This window comes from Paraburkholderia sp. SUR17, assembly GCF_029536165.1.
GTDB classification, from domain to species: Bacteria; Pseudomonadota; Gammaproteobacteria; order Burkholderiales; family Burkholderiaceae; genus Paraburkholderia; species Paraburkholderia kururiensis.
In genome coordinates this window covers 2,921,467-2,942,811 of record NZ_CP120508.1, presented here as the reverse complement: position 1 = coordinate 2,942,811, position 21,345 = coordinate 2,921,467, and the positions used below count along the sequence as shown (strand labels likewise).

Annotated in this window: 20 protein-coding genes; 18 read left to right on the top strand and 2 right to left on the bottom strand. The window is 65.0% G+C overall.

Translation table 11 applies throughout. The annotated features are described in order from the left end of the window. Positions 1-114: 114 nt before the first annotated feature. From P2869_RS13000 to cysM, 16 genes are all read left to right on the top strand, one after another. Positions 115-714: a DUF2059 domain-containing protein gene (locus P2869_RS13000; protein WP_026121387.1), complete on the top strand. Its 600-nt coding sequence runs from the start codon at positions 115-117 to the stop codon at positions 712-714. A 252-nt stretch (positions 715-966) separates the two neighbouring features. Then, the gene (serC, locus tag P2869_RS12995; protein WP_199540325.1) at positions 967-2,049 is read left to right on the top strand and encodes a 3-phosphoserine/phosphohydroxythreonine transaminase; all 1,083 of its coding nucleotides are present in this window, start codon (positions 967-969) and stop codon (positions 2,047-2,049) included. A gap of 58 nt (positions 2,050-2,107) precedes the next feature. Further along, positions 2,108-3,190, top strand: a complete 1,083-nt coding sequence (gene pheA / locus P2869_RS12990; RefSeq protein WP_017774578.1) for a prephenate dehydratase — start codon at positions 2,108-2,110, stop codon at positions 3,188-3,190. Between the two features lie 226 nt (positions 3,191-3,416). Beyond that, complete coding sequence (gene hisC, locus P2869_RS12985; protein WP_277596700.1) at positions 3,417-4,529, top strand: histidinol-phosphate transaminase; 1,113 nt, start codon at positions 3,417-3,419, stop codon at positions 4,527-4,529. A 25-nt stretch (positions 4,530-4,554) separates the two neighbouring features. After that, positions 4,555-5,598 (top strand): prephenate dehydrogenase/arogenate dehydrogenase family protein, encoded by a 1,044-nt coding sequence (locus tag P2869_RS12980; protein WP_277598136.1) that lies wholly within the window; start codon positions 4,555-4,557, stop codon positions 5,596-5,598. A gap of 13 nt (positions 5,599-5,611) precedes the next feature. Next, positions 5,612-6,916 carry a 3-phosphoshikimate 1-carboxyvinyltransferase gene (gene aroA, locus P2869_RS12975; protein ID WP_017774581.1) on the top strand — a complete coding sequence of 435 codons (1,305 nt, stop codon included), beginning with the start codon at positions 5,612-5,614 and terminating at the stop codon, positions 6,914-6,916. A gap of 4 nt (positions 6,917-6,920) precedes the next feature. Beyond that, on the top strand, positions 6,921-7,631 hold the full coding sequence (gene cmk / locus P2869_RS12970) for a (d)CMP kinase (RefSeq protein WP_126876680.1): 711 nt from the start codon (positions 6,921-6,923) through the stop codon (positions 7,629-7,631). 177 nt (positions 7,632-7,808) lie between these two features. Further along, positions 7,809-9,539, top strand: a complete 1,731-nt coding sequence (gene rpsA / locus P2869_RS12965; RefSeq protein ID WP_081884853.1) for a 30S ribosomal protein S1 — start codon at positions 7,809-7,811, stop codon at positions 9,537-9,539. Between the two features lie 23 nt (positions 9,540-9,562). Then, positions 9,563-9,886, top strand: a complete 324-nt coding sequence (locus P2869_RS12960) for an integration host factor subunit beta (RefSeq protein WP_017774584.1) — start codon at positions 9,563-9,565, stop codon at positions 9,884-9,886. A gap of 223 nt (positions 9,887-10,109) precedes the next feature. Beyond that, on the top strand, positions 10,110-10,403 hold the full coding sequence (locus P2869_RS12955; RefSeq protein ID WP_017774585.1) for a lipopolysaccharide assembly protein LapA domain-containing protein: 294 nt from the start codon (positions 10,110-10,112) through the stop codon (positions 10,401-10,403). 64 nt (positions 10,404-10,467) lie between these two features. Continuing rightward, a complete protein-coding gene (gene lapB / locus P2869_RS12950) occupies positions 10,468-11,643 on the top strand; it encodes a lipopolysaccharide assembly protein LapB (RefSeq protein WP_277596699.1) in 1,176 nt (391 codons plus the stop codon). A gap of 109 nt (positions 11,644-11,752) precedes the next feature. Next, positions 11,753-13,159 carry a UDP-glucose/GDP-mannose dehydrogenase family protein gene (locus P2869_RS12945; protein ID WP_017774587.1) on the top strand — a complete coding sequence of 469 codons (1,407 nt, stop codon included), beginning with the start codon at positions 11,753-11,755 and terminating at the stop codon, positions 13,157-13,159. 13 nt (positions 13,160-13,172) lie between these two features. Further along, entirely contained in the window at positions 13,173-14,135 is a 963-nt protein-coding gene (rfaE1, locus tag P2869_RS12940) for a D-glycero-beta-D-manno-heptose-7-phosphate kinase (RefSeq protein ID WP_126876730.1), read from the top strand. A 10-nt stretch (positions 14,136-14,145) separates the two neighbouring features. Then, positions 14,146-15,138, top strand: coding sequence for an ADP-glyceromanno-heptose 6-epimerase (gene rfaD, locus P2869_RS12935; protein ID WP_277596698.1), 993 nt, complete (start codon positions 14,146-14,148; stop codon positions 15,136-15,138). Positions 15,139-15,215: 77 nt separating this feature from the next. Then, positions 15,216-15,578, top strand: a complete 363-nt coding sequence (locus P2869_RS12930; RefSeq protein ID WP_017774590.1) for a helix-hairpin-helix domain-containing protein — start codon at positions 15,216-15,218, stop codon at positions 15,576-15,578. A gap of 324 nt (positions 15,579-15,902) precedes the next feature. After that, complete coding sequence (cysM, locus tag P2869_RS12925) at positions 15,903-16,805, top strand: cysteine synthase CysM (RefSeq protein ID WP_017774591.1); 903 nt, start codon at positions 15,903-15,905, stop codon at positions 16,803-16,805. A 128-nt stretch (positions 16,806-16,933) separates the two neighbouring features. Here the strand turns inward: cysM and mltB are convergent, their stop codons facing one another. Beyond that, on the bottom strand, positions 16,934-18,193 hold the full coding sequence (gene mltB / locus P2869_RS12920; protein ID WP_277598135.1) for a lytic murein transglycosylase B: 1,260 nt from the start codon (positions 18,191-18,193) through the stop codon (positions 16,934-16,936). Positions 18,194-18,559: 366 nt separating this feature from the next. On the opposite strand from mltB, the gene P2869_RS12915 reads away from it, so the two are divergent. After that, positions 18,560-19,483 carry a histone deacetylase family protein gene (locus tag P2869_RS12915; protein WP_277596697.1) on the top strand — a complete coding sequence of 308 codons (924 nt, stop codon included), beginning with the start codon at positions 18,560-18,562 and terminating at the stop codon, positions 19,481-19,483. 10 nt (positions 19,484-19,493) lie between these two features. Then, positions 19,494-20,306, top strand: a complete 813-nt coding sequence (locus tag P2869_RS12910) for an enoyl-CoA hydratase (protein ID WP_277596696.1) — start codon at positions 19,494-19,496, stop codon at positions 20,304-20,306. Between the two features lie 33 nt (positions 20,307-20,339). On the opposite strand, the gene P2869_RS12905 is transcribed toward P2869_RS12910, so the two are convergent. Further along, positions 20,340-21,272, bottom strand: coding sequence for an alpha/beta hydrolase (locus P2869_RS12905; RefSeq protein WP_277596695.1), 933 nt, complete (start codon positions 21,270-21,272; stop codon positions 20,340-20,342). Between the last annotated feature and the right edge of the window lie 73 nt (positions 21,273-21,345).

The following is a 21,345-nucleotide window of genomic DNA, read 5'->3' as shown; positions in this document are numbered from 1 at the left end:
CCCGCAGGCAATGGTTAGGCCTTGCAGGCTGAAGCGGCGCCAGACGAGAACAGATGGCGCCGTTTTTTTGAGTCCGCAGGCAAGAGTTCGACTAATTTCTCTTAGGGAGTAATGATGCAAAAACGATTCAAGCAGGTAATGTTGCTGGCCGCTCTTGTGCCGACCTTCGCAATGGCTCAGGCTCTGCAGAGCCAGGCGCCGGCAGCGAGCGCGACTGCAGCACCGGTCGATCCGGCCAAGCAGGCCGCGATCAAGGACCTGCTCGACGCAATCGATGCACAGAAACTCGTCGGTGCCATCGGCAACAGCGCCCAGATGCAGGCCAAGCAACTCGTGCCGGCCATCCTGTCGGACGCGCTGTCGGAAAACAAGACGCTGTCGGACAAGCAGAAGCAGGCCGCCGTGCCGACCCTGCAGAAGAATGCCGTGCCGAAGCTGGTTGACTCGGCAGGCCAGGTTTTCGCTACGGACCAATTCCGCCAGGACGCCATGCAAGCTCAGTACGACGCCTACGCGAAGTACTACAGCGCGCAGGAAATCAAGGACCTGACCACGTTCTACAAGAGCCCGACGGGCCGCAAGTTCATCCAGGTGCAAGACCAGGTGGGCCGCGACGTTGTGAACGGTCTGATGCAGAAGTACATGCCGCAATCGATCAAGGCGACCCGCGACCAGGCTGACAAGGAAGTCGCTTCGGTCAAGCCGGCCAAGTAAGAAGACGCGTCGCCACACCGGCGGCGCCAGTCTTTCTCGCCACGCTCCGGCGTTTGCTCGCGGCATCGTTCGTTGCCTCGGGCGGCGCGCCTGAAAGCCTCGCGGCATAGGCCGCCTGGTTTGGCGGGTTGGTGGCGAGGGTGCGATAATGGCCGTTTGCGCGATCTGCGCAAGCGGCCTTTTTCTTTTCTGGGCGCGGTATCGCGGTATTCGGTCTTTCTTTGCCGCAGCGCCTGCCTCGGGGTTCTTCACATGCGCGTCTTTAACTTCTCCGCCGGACCAGCGGCATTGCCCGAAGAAGTGCTTCGCCAGGCCGCCGACGAAATGCTCGACTGGCACGGCAGCGGCATGAGCGTCATGGAAATGAGCCATCGCGGCGCGGAGTTCATGTCGATCCACCAGGAGGCGCTCGTCGATCTGCGCGAGCTTCTCGAGGTGCCGGCGAGCCACCACATTCTTTTCCTGCAGGGTGGCGGCATTGGCGAAAACGCCATCGTGCCCATGAACCTGTTCGGTTCGAAGCCGCGCGCCGACTTCATCATCACGGGTTCGTGGTCGCAGAAGTCGTTCAAGGAAGCGCAGAAGTACGGCACCGCGCACGTCGCGGCAACCGGCAAGACGGAAGACGGCTTCACGCGCGCTCCCGCGCGCACCGAATGGCAGCTTTCCGAGGACCCGGCGTACGTGCACCTGTGCACCAACGAGACGATCAACGGCGTCGAGACGTTCGATATCCCCGATCTGGGCGACATTCCGCTCGTGGCAGACGCGTCGTCGCACATCCTTTCGCGTCCCATGGACATCGCCAAGTACGGCGTGCTCTATGCCGGCGCGCAGAAGAACATCGGCATTGCCGGCGTGACGGTGGTAATCGTGCGCGAGGACATGCTGGGCCGCGCCATGTCGATCTGCCCCTCGGCGTTCGAATGGAAGACGGTGGCGGAGAACAACTCGATGTTCAACACGCCGCCCACCTACGCGATCTACATTTCGGGTCTCGTGTTCAAGTGGCTCAAGCGTCAAGGCGGCCTCAAGGCGATGGAGGCGCGCAACATCGAAAAGGCGAAGCTGCTTTACGATGTCATCGATTCGAGCAGCTTCTACATCAACAAGGTGGAGCGCCATGCGCGCTCGCGGATGAACGTACCGTTCTTCCTCGCCGATGAGTCACGCAACGAAGATTTCCTTGCCGGCGCGAAAGCGCGCGGGCTGTTGCAGCTGAAGGGCCACAAGTCCGTCGGCGGCATGCGGGCGTCGATTTACAACGCGGTGCCGCTCGAGGGCGTGAAGGCGCTCGTCGAGTACATGAAGGAATTCGAGGCGCGTTGCGCCTGACGCCATGCGTCTGCGCGCACTTCCTTTCTGTCCTTTCTGATACGGCCGGTTTTCACGCATGGACGACGAACTCAATTCACGCCTCAAACCCCTACGCGAGCGCATCGACGCGATCGACGCCCAACTCATTGCGCTCCTGAACCAGCGCGCGGCGGTCGCGCTCGAAGTGGGCGAAGTCAAGAAGCATTTCAACGCGCCGGTGTTTCGCCCCGAGCGCGAGCAGCAGGTGATTGCGCGCCTGCAGTCGATGAGCGCAGGGCCGCTCGCCGCCGGGCACATCAGCGCGATCTGGCGCGAAATCATGGCCGCCAGCCGTTCGCTGGAAAAGAGCATCAAGACCGCTTTTCTCGGTCCTGTCGGCACTTACAGCGAACAGGCGATGCACGAGTACTTCGGGCAATCGATCGAAGGGCTGCCGTGTCCGTCGATCGACGAGGTGTTTCGCGCCGTCGAAGCGGGTGCCGCCGAATTCGGCGTGGTGCCGGTCGAGAACTCCACGGAAGGCGCGGTCTCGCGCACACTCGATCTCTTTCTGCAAACGCAACTCGTCATTGGCGGCGAACTGGCGCTGCCCATCCATCACAACCTGCTGACGCTTTCGGGCAACCTCACCGGCGTGACACGCATATGCGCCCATGCGCAAGCGCTCGCGCAGTGCCAGCACTGGCTCACGGCGAATGCGCCGCACCTGGAGCGCCAGGCGGTGTCGAGCAACGCCGAGGCAGCCCGTATCGCTTCCGAAGACCCGACCGTGGCCGCGATCGCCGGCGACCGCGCGGCCGCACACTATGGCTTGCAGGTGGCGTACGCATTGATTCAGGACGATCCGCACAACCGCACGCGCTTCGTGATGATCGGCAAGGAGCCTGCAGCGCCAAGCGGCTACGACCAAACGTCGCTCATCGTCTCGGTGCAGAACGAGCCGGGCGCGATGTTCCGCCTGCTCGAACCGCTTGCGCGCCACGGCGTCTCGATGACGCGTTTCGAGTCGCGGCCCGCACGTTCGGGCACATGGGCGTACTACTTCTATATCGACCTGGAAGGCCATCGCGACGACGCGCCGGTTGCGGCTGCGCTCGCTGAACTCGAAGAGAAGGCAGCGTTCCTCAAGATTCTCGGTTCGTACCCGCGTTCGCGTTGAACGACAGGGGGCGCCGTCCTGCGCGGCGTTGTGTTGGCCATGCACCGTCCTTGCACCGGCTTTCCGATGCGCCAGCGCCCTGGACGCCATGCGAGGCCGGCACTTCGGCCCGTCCCCGGCAGCGCGTAACGAGTCACTAACGAGCTATACCGACCACAACCTGGCGCGCTGCCCCGTCAGCCCAATTACCTTTGTCGCACACAGCCATCGCCGATCTGGAGCCATCATGACAATGCAATTCGGTCCTACCTACGTGCGCGCCATCGCGCCCTACGTTGCCGGCAAACCGATCTCGGAAGTCGCCCGCGAATTCGGGCTGGACGAGGCGCGCATCGTCAAGCTCGCGTCGAACGAGAATCCGCTCGGCATGCCGGAGTCGGCACAACGCGCGATGGCGCAGGCCGCAAGCGAACTGGGCCGCTATCCCGACTCGAACGCGTTCGAACTGAAGGCCGCGCTGGCGGCGCGCTACGACGTGCCGGCCGACTGGATCACACTCGGCAACGGCAGCAACGACATCCTCGAACTTGCGGCGCACGCGCTGGTGGAGAAGGGGCAGTCGATCGTCTACTCGCAGTACTCGTTCGCCGTCTACGCGCTCGCGACGCAAGGGCTGGGCGCGCGCGCCATCGTGACGCCCGCCGTGCATTACGGCCACGATCTCGAGGCGATGCTGGCCGCGATCGCCGACGACACGCGGCTCGTGTTCGTCGCGAACCCGAACAACCCGACCGGCACGTTCATCGACGGCGCGACGCTGGAAGCGTTCATCGCGAAGGTGCCGCGCCACGTGGCCATCGTGCTCGACGAGGCGTACACCGAATACCTGCCCGCCGAAAAACGCTACGACGCAATGGGCTGGGTGAAGCGCTATCCGAACCTGATGGTCTCGCGCACGTTCTCGAAGGCGTACGGTCTGGCCGGCCTGCGCGTGGGCTTCGCGATTGCGCAGCCGGAACTCACGGATCTGCTGAACCGCCTGCGCCAACCGTTCAACGTGAACACGCTCGCACAGGCCGCGGCGATCGCAGCGCTCAACGACAGCGCATTTATCGAGCGCAGCGCCGCGCTCAATGCGCAAGGCTATCGGCACCTGACCGAGGCGTTCGAGCGCCTCGGGCTCGAGTACGTGCCTTCGGACGGCAACTTCGTTCTCGTGTGCGTGGGCAGCGACGACGGCGCGGGCAACCGCGTGAATCTGGAACTTCTGAAGCAGGGCGTGATCGTGCGGCCCGTCGGCAACTACGGTTTGCCGCAATGGCTGCGCGTGACGATCGGTTTGCCCGAGGAAAACGAGGCATTCGTCGCGGCGCTCGAGAAGACACTCGTCGCGGCGTGAACCTCTTGATGGGGCGTTGAACAGTATGGCGTGGCGCAGCCCGCAGGGGCGCTGCGGCACGTCTTCTTTCCGGTTGGGCAGCGTGGTGGCGTTCTCTTTCGACAAACTTGTGATTTTCGGCGTCGGGCTGATCGGCGGGTCGCTCGCGCGCGCGTTGCGCGAGCGACCCGCCGTGGCCGGCGCGCGTGAAGTGATCGGCGTGGCGCGTTCGGCGAATTCCGCTGCGCGCGCGGTCGAACTCGGCGTGACGGACGCCGCCGTGTCGCTCGACGACGACCGCGCGCTTGCCGCGGCGCTCGCCGGCGCCGATATCGTGCTGCTCGCCGCGCCCGTCGCGCAGACGCGTCCGCTCATGGAGCGCATCGCACCGTTCCTCGACGCCGCCACGATCGTCACCGACGCGGGCAGCACCAAGTCCGACGTCGTCGCGGCCGCGCGCGCGGCGCTCGGCGAGCGCATCGGCCAGTTCGTGCCGGGCCACCCCATCGCAGGTCGCGAGTCGAGTGGCGTGGACGCGGCGCTGGCCGACCTGTACGTAGGACGCAACGTCGTACTGTGCCCGCTGCCGGAGAACGCGCCGCAGTCGGTGGCACGTATCGAGGCGATGTGGCGCGCAACCGGTGCCGTGGTGGGATCGATGTCTGCCTCACAGCACGACCGCGTGCTGGCATCGGTGAGTCACTTGCCGCATGTACTCTCGTACGCACTCGTTGAGCAGATTCTCGGTTCGCCCGACGCGGAGCTGAAGTTCTCGTTCGCCGCGGGCGGTTTCCGCGATTTCACGCGCATCGCCGCGTCGAGTCCCGAAATGTGGCGCGACATCTGCCTCGCGAACCGCGAGGCGCTGCTCGACGAACTGGACGCCTATACCGCGGTGCTCGCGCGTCTGCGCGTGGCGATCGACGCCGGCGACGGCGCCGCGCTCGAAGCGGTATTTACGCGTTCGCGCGTCGCCCGCACCGCGTGGCAGGAGCGTGGCGGCAAGCTGGCAACGAGCGGCGAAGCGGCTGACGCACCCGCCGCAGCAACACCCGAGGCGCCGCCCGAAGACGGCGCGCCCGCTGAATAAACAGGACACGCATATGGACTACCTCGACCTCGGACCGTTTACCCGCGCCGAAGGCACCGTTCGCCTGCCCGGTTCGAAGAGCATTTCGAACCGCGTGCTGCTGCTTGCCGCGCTGGCGGAAGGCGAAACCACGATCACGAACCTGCTCGATTCCGACGACACGCGCGTGATGCTCGACGCGCTGCAGAAGCTCGGCGTGCGGCTTCAGCGAGACGGCGACACCTGCGTCGTGCAGGGCACGCGCGGCGCGTTCACGGCGAAGACAGCGGATCTGTTCCTCGGCAATGCGGGCACAGCCGTGCGGCCCCTCACGGCTGCGCTGGCCGTCAACGGCGGCAACTACCGTATTCACGGCGTGGCACGCATGCACGAGCGGCCGATCGGCGACCTCGTGGACGGGCTGCGCCAGATCGGCGCAAAGATCGACTACGAGGCGAACGAGGGCTACCCGCCGTTGCGCATCCGCGCGGCGCCGCTCTCGGTGGACGCGCCGATCCGCGTGCGCGGCGACGTGTCCAGCCAGTTCCTCACGGCGCTCCTGATGAGCCTGCCGCTCGTGCGCGCGAAAGAGGGCTTCACGACCGTCGAAGTGGACGGCGAGCTGATTTCGAAGCCCTACATCGACATCACGATCCGCCTGATGGCGCGCTTCGGCGTGACGGTTGCGCGCGAGGGCTGGCAGCGCTTCACCATTCCCGCGGGCGTGCGGTACCAGTCGCCGGGCCGCATCATGGTGGAGGGCGATGCGTCGTCGGCGTCGTATTTCATCGCGGCGGGTGCCATTGGCGGCGGACCGTTGCGCGTGGAAGGCGTGGGCCGCGCGAGCATCCAGGGCGATGTGGGCTTCGCGGACGCCATCGAGAAGATGGGCGCCGACATCATCATGGGCGACGACTGGATCGAAGTGCGCGGCAGCGGGCGCGTGGGCGGCGGGCTCGAAGCCATCGACATGGACTTCAACCTGATCCCGGACGCGGCCATGACGATCGCCGTGACCGCGCTTTTCGCGCGCGGCACGACGACGCTGCGCAACATCGCGAGCTGGCGCGTGAAGGAAACCGACCGTATCGCCGCGATGGCCACCGAACTGCGCAAAGTGGGCGCGCAGGTCGAGGAAGGCGCGGATTACCTCGTGGTGACGCCGCCCGAGAAGCTCGTGCCGAATGCCGCCATCGATACCTACGACGACCATCGCATGGCCATGTGCTTTTCGCTGGTGAGCCTGGGCGGCGTGCCGGTGCGCATCAACGACCCGAAATGCGTCGGCAAGACGTTCCCTGACTACTTCGAGCGCTTCCTCGCGCTCGCGAAAGCCTGACCTGATGAAACCGACCCGTCCCTTTTACCAGACGCCCGTCATTACCATCGACGGCCCGACCGCCTCGGGCAAGGGCACCGTCGCCGCGCTCGTGGCGGCGCACCTCGGCTTTCACCTGCTCGACAGCGGCGCCCTGTACCGGCTCGCCGCGCTCGCCAGCGTGCGCTACGGCATCGCGCCGGAGGACGCCGACGGTCTTGCAAAGCTCGTCGACGACCTGCACATCACGTTTCGCGAAGGTCTTGCCCAGCTGGACGGCGTGGACGTATCGACGGAAATCCGGGCCGAAGAGATCGGCAAGCGCGCCTCGGCCATTGCCGTTCATCCCGCGGTGCGCGCGGCGCTCGTGGCGCGCCAGCGTGCCTTCCGCAAGCCGCCCGGCCTCGTCGCGGACGGCCGCGACATGGGTACCGTCATCTTCCCGGACGCCGCGCTGAAGGTCTTTCTGACGGCAAGCGTGGAGGCCCGCGCGGCGCGCCGGCATAAGCAATTGATCCAAAAAGGTTTTTCTGCTAATATGGATGACTTGCTCCGGGATTTGCGTGAACGCGACGAGCGCGACAGTACGCGTGCGGCCGCGCCGCTCAAGCCTGCGGCAGATGCAAGGCTGCTCGATACCTCGGCGCTCTCCATCGACCAGGCGGTTGGTGAAGTGGTGCAGTGGTACCGCGCAGTGCCGGGCGCCCAGCATGACGGTGCCCACGGCAGACAGTAGGCAGCAAGAATTAGCAGTAAGCAGCGAGCAGTAGGTGCTCTGCCGTGAAACGCGGAGCGTGTGTTAAACCCTTTAACCCCGTATGGCTTTCGCATCGGGCCGCGAACGTTTCCGTTGCGGCGCAGCAGTCGGCAGGCGTGCCACCTGGCGCGTCCAGCAAGTCGAGCGGCGAAAACCATGCAACTTCCGATTTTTATGTCCGACCTGCAAACCTCTACCCCGAATACCGAATCTTTCGCGGCTCTGTTCGAAGAGTCGCTGACCCGCCAGGACATGCGCGCCGGCGAAGTCATCTCTGCCGAAGTCGTGCGTGTCGATCACAACTTCGTGGTCGTCAATGCCGGCCTCAAGTCCGAGGCCTACATTCCCATCGAGGAATTCCTGAACGACCAGGGCGAGGTTGAGGTTCAGGCGGGCGATTTCGTTTCCGTCGCGATCGACGCGCTGGAAAACGGCTATGGCGACACCATCCTGTCGCGCGACAAGGCGAAGCGTCTGGCTTCGTGGCTGTCGCTGGAAAAGGCCCTCGACAACAACGAACTCGTGACCGGCACGATCACGGGCAAGGTGAAGGGCGGCATGACCGTGATGGTCAACGGCATCCGCGCGTTCCTGCCGGGTTCGCTCGTCGACACGCGTCCGGTCAAGGACACCACCCCGTACGAAGGCAAGACGCTCGAATTCCGCGTCATCAAGCTCGACCGCAAGCGTAACAACGTCGTGCTGTCGCGCCGTGCCGTGATCGAAGCTACCCAGGGCGAAGAGCGCGCGAAGCTGCTCGAGACGCTCAAGGAAGGCGCGATCGTCAACGGCGTGGTCAAGAACATCACCGACTACGGCGCGTTCGTGGACCTGGGCGGTATCGACGGCCTGCTGCACATCACCGACATCGCGTGGCGTCGCGTGCGTCACCCGAGCGAAGTGCTGTCGGTTGGCCAGGAAGTCACCGCGAAGATCCTCAAGTTCGACCAGGAAAAGAACCGCGTTTCGCTCGGCATCAAGCAGCTCGGCGACGATCCGTGGGAAGGCATCTCGCGCCGCTACCCGTCGGGCACGCGCCTGTTCGGCAAGGTCACCAACATCACCGACTACGGCGCGTTCGTCGAAGTGGAATCGGGCATCGAAGGCCTCGTCCACGTGTCGGAAATGGACTGGACCAACAAGAACGTTGCACCGTCGAAGGTCGTGCAGCTGGGCGACGAAGTCGAAGTCATGGTCCTCGAGATCGACGAAGACCGCCGCCGTATCAGCCTCGGCATGAAGCAGTGCAAGCCGAACCCGTGGGACGACTTCAGCCGCAACTTCAAGAAGGGCGACAAGATCAGCGGCGCCATCAAGTCGATCACCGACTTCGGCGTGTTCATCGGTCTGCCTGGCGGCATCGACGGCCTGGTTCACCTCTCCGACCTGTCGTGGAGCGAGACCGGCGAAGAAGCCGTGCGCAAGTACAAGAAGGGGGACGAAGTGGAAGCGGTCGTGCTCGGCATCGACGTCGAGAAGGAACGCATTTCGCTCGGCATCAAGCAGCTCGAAGGCGACCCGTTCAGCAACTTCGTGGCCATGAACGACAAGGGCTCGATCGTCGACGGTACGGTCAAGGCCGTGGACGCGAAGGGCGCTGTGGTGCAGCTCACGGCTGACGTCGAAGGCTACCTGCGCGCGTCGGAAATCGCTCAGGACCGCGTCGAAGACGCACGCAACGTGCTGAAGGAAGGCGACAAGGTCAACGCGATGATCATCAACATCGATCGCAAGTCGCGCGGCATCAACCTGTCGATCAAGGCGAAGGATTCGGCCGAGCAGCAGGAAGCCCTGCGCACCATCTCGTCCGACACGAACGCGGCGGCAAGCGGCACGACGAACCTCGGCGCGCTGTTGAAGGCCAAGCTCGACGGCCAGAACCAGTAAGCCTCGAGGAGGCTCGCTGAAGTATGACCAAATCTGAATTGGTCGCGCAGCTGGCTACGCGATTTCCGCAACTTGTCCTCAAGGATGCGGATTTCGCGGTCAAGACGATGCTCGACGCGATGTCCGAAGCGCTTGCGAAAGGACATCGCATCGAAATTCGCGGCTTTGGCAGCTTCGGGCTGAACCGCCGTCCGTCACGCGTCGGGCGCAATCCGAAGTCGGGCGAGAAGGTGCTGGTACCGGAGAAGCACGTACCGCACTTCAAGCCGGGCAAGGAACTGCGCGAGCGTGTGGACCGGCGTTCGGGCGAACCGCTCAAGGCCGAGGAGCCGGACGACGATCAGTAAGCGCCGTCTTCCGATGGTCCTGCATGCAGCCGGCGGCTAACGTCAGACGGCATTGATTAAAAAAGCGCCTCCGGGCGCTTTTTTTCTGCCTGCTTTCCGCGGCTTACCGCCTACGTCTGTTGGGCCAGGGCTTCATTTACAATACGGGTCACTTCGGCGCGGACCTTCCGTGGTGCGGCATCCCACGGCCGGCGCCGCCCTGCAACTGCCAAGAGACCTCTTCATGAAATTTATCGCCTGGCTGATTCGTGTACTGGTGTTCGTCTTGCTGCTCGTGCTTGCGCTTGCGAACACGCAGAGCGCTACGCTGAATTTCCTTGCCGGCTATGCGTGGCAGGCGCCGCTGATCCTGATCGGCCTCGTCTTCTTCGTGGTTGGCCTGCTGGCGGGCCTCGTTTCGCTGCTGCCGCAGGTGTTTCGACTGAGGCTTGAGAACGGCCGCCTGAAGCGCGATCTTCGCGCCGCGCGCGAGACGCCGGCGCCGGTGGCCGAGCCGCCCATGCCGCCGCTCATCTGACCCAAACTCCCGTCGCCGCGCGCCGTTCGCGCGCGGCTTTGTTCCTGCCTTTACCATCGTTCGCATGGATCTGGATTTCTGGTGGCTCCTCGTCATACCGGTCGCGTTCGCGCTCGGCTGGATGGCGGCGCGCTACGACCTCAAGGCGTTGCTTTCCGAAAGCGCCAATCTTCCGCGCTCGTATTTCCGCGGCCTCAACTTCCTGCTCAATGAGCAGCCCGACAAGGCGATCGATGCCTTCATCGAGGTTGCTAAGCTCGATCCCGAAACCGTGGAGCTGCACTTCGCCCTCGGCAACCTGTTTCGTCGTCGCGGCGAAACGGACCGGGCGATCCGCGTGCATCAGAACCTGCTCTCTCGCGCCGACCTGCCCGCGAGCGAGCGCGATCACGCGCTCTATGAGCTGGGTCAGGACTTCCTGAAGGCAGGCCTGCTCGACCGCGCCGAAGAGACGTTCCGGGCGCTCGAAGCCGGCGATTACGCGCTGGGCGCACAGCGCGCGCTGCTTACCATCTACGAGATCGAAAAAGACTGGAACCGCTCCATCGATACGGCCCGCAAGCTGGAGACGATGGGCGCGACTTCGCTCGATCTCGAAATCGCGCAGTTCCATTGCGAACTTGCGCAGGAAGCGCTGCAGCAGAAGAAGCCCGACGAGGCACGCCGTCAGCTCGATCTCGCGCTGAAGGCGAATGCCCAGAACGTGCGCGCCACGATCCTGACGGGCGACGTCGACGCGGCGGCCGGCCATCACGAGGCCGCGCTCGCGCAATGGCGCCGCGTCGAGGAGCAGAACGCGTCGTATCTGCCGCTCGTCGCCGAAAAGGTGATGAAGACGTACGAGGCGCTCGGCCGCGCCGAAGAGGGCGTGCAGTTGCTCACGTCGTGGGTGGACCGTTATCCGACGAACGATATTCTCGACGTGGCGTACCGCTATGTCGAGAACCTGCGCGGTCTCGACGCCGCGCACGCGCTCGCACGCGCGCAGATGCAGAAGTCGCCGAACCTCGCGGGCATGATGCGCTTGCTGGAAGCCCAGCAAGCCACCGCCGAGGAACCGCGTAAGAGCGAACTCGAACTCATGCGCACGCTGATCCGGCAGCGCACCAAAAATCTGCCACGGTATACGTGCCAGAATTGCGGTTTCCGGGCGCGTCTCTTCTACTGGCAATGTCCCGGCTGCAGCGGCTGGGAAACCTACGCGCCGCGCCGCGTCGAGCCGATTACCGCTTCGAGCTGAGGCGCCGCAGCAGCCCCGTTCGCGCGGGCGCTTGCTGCACGAAGATTGCCCGGGCCTTCCCGGAACCCGTCAACGAACTTCATGACCGGAATCTAGACCCGGAACACGTATGAAAATCACCATCATCGGCACCGGCTATGTCGGCCTCGTCACGGGGGCCTGCCTCGCTGAAATCGGCAACGACGTCTTCTGTCTCGACGTCGATCCGCGCAAGATCGGCATCCTGAACAACGGGGGCGTGCCCATTCACGAACCCGGCTTGCAGGAGATCATCGCGCGCAATCGTGCGGCAGGGCGTATCACGTTTTCCACCGACATCGAAGCGAGCGTCGCGCATGGCGACGTGCAGTTCATCGCCGTGGGCACGCCGCCCGACGAAGACGGTTCCGCCGACCTCCAGTACGTGCTCGAAGCGGCGCGCAACATCGGCCGCTACATGGACGGCTTCAAGGTGATCGTGGACAAGTCCACGGTGCCGGTGGGCACGGCCCGGCGCGTGAGCGACGCGGTGCGCGCCGAGCTCGCGCAGCGTGGCCTTGCGGGCAGCGCGCAGCATCGTTTCTCGGTGGTGTCCAATCCCGAGTTCCTCAAGGAAGGCGCGGCCGTGGACGACTTCATGCGACCCGACCGCATCCTCATTGGTAGCGACGAAGACGAGGACGGTCTGGTTGCGCGCGAGAAGATGAAGCGGCTCTACGCGCCGTTCAACCGCAACCACGAGCGCACGCTGTACATGGACGTGCGCTCGGCGGAATTCACGAAGTACGCCGCGAACGCGATGCTCGCCACGCGCATCTCGTTCATGAACGAACTCGCGAATCTGGCCGACCGCGTCGGCGCCGATATCGAAGCAGTGCGTCGCGGCATTGGTTCGGACCCGCGCATCGGTTACCACTTTCTCTATGCGGGCTGCGGCTACGGTGGCTCGTGCTTCCCGAAAGACGTCCAGGCGTTGATCCGCACCGCGGCAGAGATCGGCGAGCATCTGCGCATTCTCGAAGCGGTCGAGGACGTCAATCATGCGCAGAAGGAAGTCCTCGTGCGCAAGATCACGAAGACGCTCGGCGAAGACCTGCGCGGCCGTACGTTCGCCGTGTGGGGGCTAGCGTTCAAGCCGAACACGGACGACATGCGCGAGGCACCGAGCCGCCGCGTGATCGCCGATCTGCTCGCACGCGGCGCACAGGTTCGCGCCTACGATCCCGTCGCGACCGAGGAAGCGCGCCGCGTCTTCGCCATGGACCTGGAGAATGCACCGGACCATCTCGCGCGCCTGCATTTCACAGGCACCCAGGACGAAACGCTCGCGGGTGCCGACGCGCTCGTGATCGTGACCGAATGGAAGGAATTCAAGGCACCGGACTTCGCGCATCTGAAGGCCGTGCTCAAGACGCCGCGTATCTTCGACGGTCGCAACCTCTACGAACCGGACGCGATGAGCGAACTCGGCATCGACTATTACTCGATTGGACGGCCTCATGTCGCAATCCAGAATGGCTCCGGCGTCGCAGTCTGACGGCGCGCGCGCCATGGCGCCGGGCAGCAGGCTGGCTCCCCAGGTCGGCATCGTGCCGCGCGAGCGGCTTGCCGGCGCGCGCGTGCTCGTGGTGGGCGATGTGATGCTGGACCGCTACTGGTTCGGCGACGTCAATCGCATCTCGCCCGAAGCGCCCGTGCCCGTGGTGCACGTGCAGCGCCAGGAGGACCGGCTCGGCGGCGCGGCGAACGTCGCGCGTAACATCGCCGCGCTCGGCGCCCAGGCGGGGCTGCTCTGCGTGGTGGGCCACGACGAGCCGGGCGAGCGCATTGTCGAACTGCTCGACGCGAGCGGCGTCACGGCGTATCTCGAACGCGATCCGGCGCTGCCGACCACCATCAAGCTGCGCGTGCTCTCGCGTCAGCAGCAATTGCTGCGCGTCGACTTCGAGAACACCCCGGCGCACGAAGTGCTGCTTGCTGGGCTCGCCCGTTTCGACGCGCTGCTGCCCTCGCACGACGTGATCCTGATGTCCGATTACGCGAAGGGCGGGCTTACGCACGTCACGCGCATGATCTCGAAGGCACGCGAGGCGGGCAAGGCCGTGCTCGTGGACCCGAAAGGCGACGACTGGGAGCGTTATCGCGGCGCGAGCATCATTACCCCGAACCGCGCCGAATTGCGCGAGGTGGTGGGCAAGTGGAAGTCGGAGGAAGACTTGCTGGCTCGCGTCACGAAACTGCGTACTGATCTGGACCTGGGCGCGCTGCTGCTCACGCGCTCGGAAGAAGGCATGACGCTCTTCTCGGACGACGGCATCCTGCACGCGCCGGCGGTAGCACGCGAAGTGTATGATGTTTCGGGCGCTGGCGACACGGTGATCGCCACGCTCGCCGTCATGCTGGGCGCGGGCCTGTCACTCTTCGAGGCCGTGTCGCTGGCCAACCGCGCGGCGGGCATCGTCGTCGGCAAACTGGGTACGGCAACGGTCGACTACGACGAACTCTTCAACTGACACCACGATCATGACTCTCATCGTGACCGGCGCGGCCGGCTTCATCGGCAGCAACATCGTCAAGGCGCTCAACGAGCGCGGCGAACAACGCATCATCGCCGTCGACAACCTCACGCGCGCGGACAAATTCCGCAACCTCGTGGACTGCGAGATCGACGACTATCTGGACAAGACCGAATTCGTCGAGCGCTTCGCGCGCGGCGACTTCGGCAAGGTACGCGCGATCTTTCATGAAGGCGCCTGCTCGGACACCATGGAAACCGACGGCCGCTACATGATGGACAACAACTTCCGCTACAGCCGCGCGGTGCTCGACGCGTGCCTCGCGCAGGGCACGCAGTTCCTGTATGCGTCGTCGGCGGCGATTTACGGCGGGTCGAGCCGCTTCATTGAAGAGCGCGAGGTGGAAGCGCCGCTCAACGTTTACGGCTATTCTAAGTTCCTGTTCGATCAGGTGATTCGCCGGGTGCTGCCGCAGGCGCGCAGCCAGATCGCGGGTTTTCGCTACTTCAACGTGTACGGGCCGCGTGAGACGCACAAGGCGCGCATGGCGTCGGTGGCGTTCCACAACTTCAACCAGTTCCGCGCCGAAGGCAAGGTGAAGCTGTTCGGCGAGTACAACGGCTACGGGGCGGGCGAGCAGACGCGTGACTTCGTCTCGGTCGAAGACGTGGTGAAGGTCAACCTGTTCTTCTTCGATCATCCCGAGAAGTCGGGCATTTTCAATCTCGGCACGGGCCGCGCGCAGCCGTTCAACGATATCGCGACGACCGTGGTCAACACGCTGCGTGCGCTCGCGGGCGAGACCCCGCTTTCGCTCGCCGAACAGGTGCAGCGCGGGTTGATCGAGTACGTGCCGTTCCCCGACGCGCTGCGTGGCAAGTATCAGTGCTTCACGCAGGCCGACCCCACGAAGCTGCGCGCAGCGGGTTACGACGCGCCGTTCCTTTCCGTCCAGGAAGGCGTGGACCGTTACGTGCGTTGGCTATCCGGCCAGGTGTGATTCCGGCTTCGGTCTCCCTACACTGAGCTCTCCTGCTGGCGATGGGCGCCAGTCAGGAGTCCAGAGGGAGATCCAGCATGTTCAAAAAAATTCTCGCTGCCGCGGCGCTCGTTGCCGCGTTCGGTCAGGCGTTTGCTGCCGTCGACGTCAACACGGCCAACGAAGATGCACTGCGTGGCATCAAGGGCATTGGCCCGGCGAGAGCCAAGGCCATTCTCGACGAGCGCGGCGCACACGGCCCGTTCAAGGACCCCGCCGATCTCGGCAAGCGCGTGAAGGGCATGGGCGGCCATACGGTCGAGCGGCTGCAGGCCGAAGGTCTGAGCGTCGGGCCCTCCACGCCGGCTACCGGCTCGCAAACCGCGGCGGTCGCACAGGCGCACGCCACACCGGCCGCAGGCTCGCAAAAGCCGGCGCCCGCCACGACGGCGAAGAAATAGGCGCGATTCGCGGCATCGCGCTTCAGGTCACGTCCCCTGCGTGCACGTCGCCACCCTCGTGTACGCGCCCAGAGCGGGTTTCGGGTCCACGACGAAACACGCTCCTTCAGCCGTCCTTCAGATGACTGGCTCCCGCGGCCTTGGCCGCGGGCTTTTTGGCGTTCGGCGTCCCGTGCGACACGCGTCATTCAGTTCGATGCACTTCCCTTCACCTCCCTTCGCGCAGCAGGGTCGGGCGGCACCCGCGGGCGGCGTGGTTTAGAATCGACGCATTCATCCCCTGTTTGCGCAACGCTTCATCCTGCGCCCGACTGCGATCCGCGTATGGCCTACAAGACAATCGAAGACACGATCGGCAATACCCCGCTCGTGCAACTCGTCCGGCTTTCGGACGATGAAATCCGCAGCCGCAACAATGTCGTGCTCGGCAAGCTCGAGGGCAACAACCCCGCAGGCTCCGTGAAAGACCGCCCGGCGCTCTCGATGATCCGCAAGGCCGAAGAACGCGGCCGCATCAAGCCGGGCGACACGCTCATCGAAGCCACGAGCGGTAACACCGGCATTGCGCTCGCGATGGCCGCCGCCATTCGCGGCTACAAGATGGTGCTCATCATGCCGGAAGACCTTTCGGTAGAGCGTCGCCAGAGCATGGCGGCCTACGGCGCACAGATCGTGCTCACGCCCGTGAAGGGCGGCATGGAGTACGCGCGCGATCTCGCCGAGCAGATGCAGCGCGACGGCAAGGGCATCATCCTCGACCAGTTCGCCAATCCCGACAATCCGCTTGCGCACTACGAGACCACGGGGCCCGAAATCTGGCGTGAGACCGAAGGTCGCATTACCCACTTCGTATCATCGATGGGCACGACGGGCACCATCATGGGCGTGTCGAAGTATCTGAAAGAGCAGAACCAGGCTGTCGAGATCGTCGGTGCCCAGCCCGAAGAGGGCTCGCGCATTCCGGGCATTCGCAAGTGGCCCGAAGCCTATCTGCCGAAGATCTTCGATCGCAGCCGCGTGGATCGTGTCGAGAACGTGAGTCAGGCGGCGGCGGAAGCCATGGCGCGGCGTCTCGCTTCGGTCGAAGGGATCTTCGCGGGCATCTCGTCGGGCGGTGCGTGCGAGGTCGCGTTGCGCATTGCGCGCCAGGTCGAGAACGCCACGATCGTGTTCGTGGTGTGCGACCGTGGCGACCGGTATCTCTCGACGGGCGTGTTCCCCGCCTAAAGCGCGCAACGTTTCAAAAAAACGCGGAGCATGTCACCGCGTCCGCTGAATGACAAAACGCCGGCAATGTCCGGCGTTTTGTTTGTTTAAGCGACGACTCAGGAATCAGGCGGCGACGATAGACCGCCTCAGTCTGCGGAAGGTGCAGCGGGCGTCGTGGGCGCCACAGGCGTTGACGGCGCGGGTACCGTTCCACCCGGGGCGGAGTTGCCTGGCGTAGCACCGTTCTGCGCAGGAACGCCGGCCGCGGGAACGCCGCCCGACACCGAAGCTCCCTGCGGCGCGAACGCGGGTGCCGCGGCGCCGGAAGCAGCGGCGCCCGAGCCCGCGCCAGGCATGCCGCCGTTGCTCGCCATCATTTGCGCCTTCACTTTCTGTCCGAGTTGATACACCGCAAGCGCGTAGAAGAAGCTGCGGTTATAGCGCGTGAGCACGTAGAAATTTCTGAGTCCCAGCACGTACTCGGTGGCGCGCCCCGGCGTTGGCAGGTCCACGATGGTGACCGGCGTGCCCGCTTCCGAGGCGATGTCGATGTCGGGCTGGTTCAGCACCAGTCCGGCGCGCAGCAGTTGCTCGAGCGGCCAGTGCGGCTCAGGCTGTCCATCGGCGGCGGCCTGCGCGACACCCTGGCTACCCGGGTCGCCTGCAATCTTCCACACCACGGGGCGTCCCGTTTCCCAGCCGTTCTGCTTGAGATAGTTCGCGACACTGCCGATCGCATCCGCCTGGCTCGTGCGCAGGTCGATCTGTTTGTTGCCGTCGTAACTCACCGCGTATTTCACGATGCTGCTGGGCAGGAACTGCGGAATGCCGATTGCGCCCGTGTATGAGCCCAGCACGCTGGTTGGATCGACCTGTGAGTCGCGCGTCCACACCAGGTAGTCTTCGAGGTTCTTGCGGAACGTCGCCATGCGATCGGCGCGGTTCGGGGTATCCGGGTAGTCGAAGGTCAGCGTGGTGAGCGCATCGAGCACGCGGAAGTTGCCCATGAAACGTCCGTAGATCGTCTCGACACCAATGATGCCGACGATCACCTCGGGCGGCACGCCGAACTCGTCGTAGGCGCGTTGCAGCGTCGCCTGGTTCTCGCGCCAGAAGCGCACACCCGCATTCACGCGTATCGCATCGAGAAAGCGCGCCTGATAAGCGCGCCAGTTCTTCGCCGCGGGCGTGGGCGACGGCAGCACGAGCTTCACCGCGGTTGCCGAGTAGCTCGCGTGCGCAAAGAGCGCATGCAGGGCAGCAGGATCGAAGTCGTAGCGGGCAACCATGTCGTCGACGAATGTGTCGACGTTGGGATTGTTCGCGTAACGCTGCGGGATGATCTCTTCTTCGAAGGTCTGCCCCTGCGGTACGGGAGCCTGCGGCTGGGCCTGGGCGAGACGCATGGCGGGCGTGGAACTGCCGGTCTGAGCGAATGCCGTAGAGGGCGCCGCGAGCGTCTGTAGCGCAATGCATGTCGCAGCGGTGAGCGTCGAGGCGGACAGGCGGCGGAATACGGGCGAGGCAGACTTGAAGATCATGGGCAGCAAGGCGGGAGAACAGACGGAGCAAAACGGTTCGGCGCAGTATAACCGACGACTCTGGCGCAACTAACCTCGCCGAACGACAGGGCGCGGGCCCTTGCGGCATGGGGTCGAGTCGCGGCGTCGTGTGGTAACGTGACGGTTATTACCCGCGGCGCGTTGCCGCGCGCATATGAAGGAGACCTGCCGCGCACGAGCCGACGGCGCGCGCCGCAGAACGAACGAATCATGGCAACAGCCTTCTACTCCCACGCCGATTGTCTGCTGCACGAGATGGGACAATGGCACCCCGAGTGTCCCGCGCGGCTGCAGGCGATCGAAGACCAGCTGATCGCAAGCCGCATCGACGCGCTGATCGAACGCGAGCCCGCGCCGCTCGCCGACGAAGCCGCGCTACTGCGTGTCCATACGAAGGCGCATGTCGATCACATTCGGGACACCTCGCCGATCGAGGGCTACACGCCCATCGATCCCGACACGTCGATGAATCCGCACACCTGGCAGGCAGCGCTGCGCGCAGCGGGCGCGGCCATTGCCGCCACGGACGCCGTGATCGCGGGCCAGTACGACAACGCGTTTTGCAGCGTGCGTCCGCCGGGACATCACGCGGAGCCGGCACGCGCCATGGGCTTCTGCTTCTTCAACAACGTGGCGATTGCGGCGCGACATGCGCTCGACGTTCACGGCCTTGCGCGCGTGGCGATCATCGACTTCGACGTGCATCACGGCAACGGCACCGAGGCCGCGTTCGCCGCGGACCCGCGCGTGCTGATGTGCAGCTTCTTCCAGCATCCGTTCTATCCGTTCACGGGCGCGGACAACCAGGCGCCGAACATGGTCAACGTGCCGATGCCGGCGCGCTCGAAGGGCATGGCGGTGCGCGAGGCGGTGGACGTGCTGTGGCTGCCGCGGCTCCACGACTTCAAGCCCGAGATGATCTTCATCTCCGCCGGCTTCGATGCCCATCGCGAGGACGACCTCGGCAACATGGGCCTCGTTGAAGACGACTACACGTGGATCACCGACCGCGTGCGCGACATCGCAAACCGCTATGCGCGCGGGCGCATCGTGAGCTGTCTCGAAGGCGGATACAACCTGTCTGCGCTCGGCCGCAGCGCCGTCGCGCACATTCGCGCGCTGGCGGAGGTTTGAGGAGGCGAGCATGAGCACGCAAACCGTTTCGTCGAAGGCGAGCGAAGCCAGCCCGCTGGTCGAGCTAACCCGGGACGCCTACGGAGTGCATGGCGTGACGGCCGTTACGCTCAATCGGCCGGATGCGTTCAACGCACTATCCGAAGCGCTGCTCGACGAATTGCAGACTGCGCTCACGTCGATTGCAGCGAGCGACGCCCGTGTCGTCGTGATTGCCGGCGCGGGACGCGCTTTCTGCGCGGGACACGACCTGAAGGAAATGCGCGCGGCACCTTCGCTCGAGTACTACCAGGCGCTGTTCGCGCGCTGCACGAAGGTGATGCTGGCAATCCAGCGCATGCCCCAGCCGGTGATCGCGCGCGTGCATGGCATCGCGACCGCCGCCGGCTGTCAGCTGGTGGCGATGTGCGACCTCGCGGTGGCATCGGACGAAGCGCGTTTCGCGGTCTCCGGCGTGAACCTCGGGCTCTTCTGTTCGACGCCTTCCGTGCCGCTCACGCGCAACGTGTCACGCAAGATGGCCTTCGAGATGCTGATGACCGGCGAGTTCATCGATGCGCACGAAGCCCGGCGCCGCGGGCTCGTGAACCGCGTGGCGCCCGCGGCCGAACTGGACGCCACGTTGGCAGCGCTCGCCGCGAGCATCTGCGCCAAGCCGCGTGCCGCGGTCGAGGCGGGCAAGGCGTTGTTCTACCGGCAGCTCGAAATGGGTGTCGAGGCGGCTTATCAGCTTGCGGGACAAACGATGGCCTGCAACATGATGGAGGACGCCACGCTGGAAGGTGTGCAGGCCTTCATCGAAAAGCGGGCGCCGCGGTGGTGAAGTGAAACGGGGCGAAACACGAGGCGAAGTGCCTCAACTCCGCGCCGCTATCCAGTCGATCAGCGCTCCGATCACGCGATCGCGGTCCAGGTCGTTCATCGTCTCGTGGTAGCTGCCTTCGTAGAGCGTGAGCGTCTTGTCGGGCGAGCCGACGTGGCTGCCGAAATCGCGGCTGCCTTCGGGCTCGGTCAGCTTGTCCCGCGTACCGTGATAGACGAGAACGGGCAAGCGCAGACCCACGCGGCCCCGCTCGATGCGTTCCATGGCAGCCAGAATCTCCGCGCCCGTGCGAGCGGGAATTGCCCCGTGATGGACGAGCGGATCGCAGCGATTCGCTTCCACCACGGCGGGATCGCGCGACAGTAGCGCTGCGTCGATTTTCATGGCGGGAAACCGGGGCCACACGCGGCTCATGACGCGGCTGGCCGCGATCATCCAGCGGGGCACGTCGCGTCCAGGCGCGAGCGCCGGGCTCGACAGGATCAGGCCCGCGACGTCACGCCGGCTCGCCGGCAGCCGTTCCACGGCATAGAGCGCAGCCACTGCGCCGCCCATGCTGTGGCCCATCAGGAAGAGCGGGCCGCCGTGCTGTGAAGCGGCGTCGATCAGCGCTTCGGCGTCGAGCAGGTAGTCGTCGAAGCGCGACACCCATGCGCGGGGGCCGGGCGCCTGTCCGTGTCCGCGCAGATCGATAGCGACCAGTTCGATCCCGACGGCATTGAGCCGTGCCGCGAGCGCCGCATATCGCCCGGCGTGTTCGGCGAGACCGTGGACAAGCGCGACAGTGGCCCGCCGTGTTCCGACGGCGGGCCAGCGGTAGAGCGGCAGGTCAGTGCCGTCCGCGGCCGTTACGGTGTCCGTGTGCGGCGGCGAGGTGTCCGAGCCCTCGCCGTTCCCGCCTGCGAGCGTCTGCGTTGCGGCCGCACTTCGCTGGGTTGCGGCATCGAGAGGCTTTGTCGTCTCCATGACTGATTGCCCGCCGTTTCATATTGATAATGCGACGGATCATAGCCGCGCCCGCGTATCTCAAGCGAGCGCG

What these genes read in the sequence shown, in the direction of transcription:
- P2869_RS13000 (WP_026121387.1), top strand. Translation starts at nt 115, where the DNA reads ATGCAAAAACGATTCAAGCAGGTAATGTTGCTGGCCGCTCTTGTGCCG.
- serC (WP_199540325.1), top strand. Translation starts at nt 967, where the DNA reads ATGCGCGTCTTTAACTTCTCCGCCGGACCAGCGGCATTGCCCGAAGAA.
- pheA (WP_017774578.1), top strand. Translation starts at nt 2,108, where the DNA reads ATGGACGACGAACTCAATTCACGCCTCAAACCCCTACGCGAGCGCATC.
- hisC (WP_277596700.1), top strand. Translation starts at nt 3,417, where the DNA reads ATGACAATGCAATTCGGTCCTACCTACGTGCGCGCCATCGCGCCCTAC.
- P2869_RS12980 (WP_277598136.1), top strand. Translation starts at nt 4,555, where the DNA reads ATGGCGTGGCGCAGCCCGCAGGGGCGCTGCGGCACGTCTTCTTTCCGG.
- aroA (WP_017774581.1), top strand. Translation starts at nt 5,612, where the DNA reads ATGGACTACCTCGACCTCGGACCGTTTACCCGCGCCGAAGGCACCGTT.
- cmk (WP_126876680.1), top strand. Translation starts at nt 6,921, where the DNA reads ATGAAACCGACCCGTCCCTTTTACCAGACGCCCGTCATTACCATCGAC.
- rpsA (WP_081884853.1), top strand. Translation starts at nt 7,809, where the DNA reads ATGCAACTTCCGATTTTTATGTCCGACCTGCAAACCTCTACCCCGAAT.
- P2869_RS12960 (WP_017774584.1), top strand. Translation starts at nt 9,563, where the DNA reads ATGACCAAATCTGAATTGGTCGCGCAGCTGGCTACGCGATTTCCGCAA.
- P2869_RS12955 (WP_017774585.1), top strand. Translation starts at nt 10,110, where the DNA reads ATGAAATTTATCGCCTGGCTGATTCGTGTACTGGTGTTCGTCTTGCTG.
- lapB (WP_277596699.1), top strand. Translation starts at nt 10,468, where the DNA reads ATGGATCTGGATTTCTGGTGGCTCCTCGTCATACCGGTCGCGTTCGCG.
- P2869_RS12945 (WP_017774587.1), top strand. Translation starts at nt 11,753, where the DNA reads ATGAAAATCACCATCATCGGCACCGGCTATGTCGGCCTCGTCACGGGG.
- rfaE1 (WP_126876730.1), top strand. Translation starts at nt 13,173, where the DNA reads ATGGCGCCGGGCAGCAGGCTGGCTCCCCAGGTCGGCATCGTGCCGCGC.
- rfaD (WP_277596698.1), top strand. Translation starts at nt 14,146, where the DNA reads ATGACTCTCATCGTGACCGGCGCGGCCGGCTTCATCGGCAGCAACATC.
- P2869_RS12930 (WP_017774590.1), top strand. Translation starts at nt 15,216, where the DNA reads ATGTTCAAAAAAATTCTCGCTGCCGCGGCGCTCGTTGCCGCGTTCGGT.
- cysM (WP_017774591.1), top strand. Translation starts at nt 15,903, where the DNA reads ATGGCCTACAAGACAATCGAAGACACGATCGGCAATACCCCGCTCGTG.
- mltB (WP_277598135.1), bottom strand. Translation starts at nt 18,193, where the DNA reads ATGCGTCTCGCCCAGGCCCAGCCGCAGGCTCCCGTACCGCAGGGGCAG.
- P2869_RS12915 (WP_277596697.1), top strand. Translation starts at nt 18,560, where the DNA reads ATGGCAACAGCCTTCTACTCCCACGCCGATTGTCTGCTGCACGAGATG.
- P2869_RS12910 (WP_277596696.1), top strand. Translation starts at nt 19,494, where the DNA reads ATGAGCACGCAAACCGTTTCGTCGAAGGCGAGCGAAGCCAGCCCGCTG.
- P2869_RS12905 (WP_277596695.1), bottom strand. Translation starts at nt 21,272, where the DNA reads ATGGAGACGACAAAGCCTCTCGATGCCGCAACCCAGCGAAGTGCGGCC.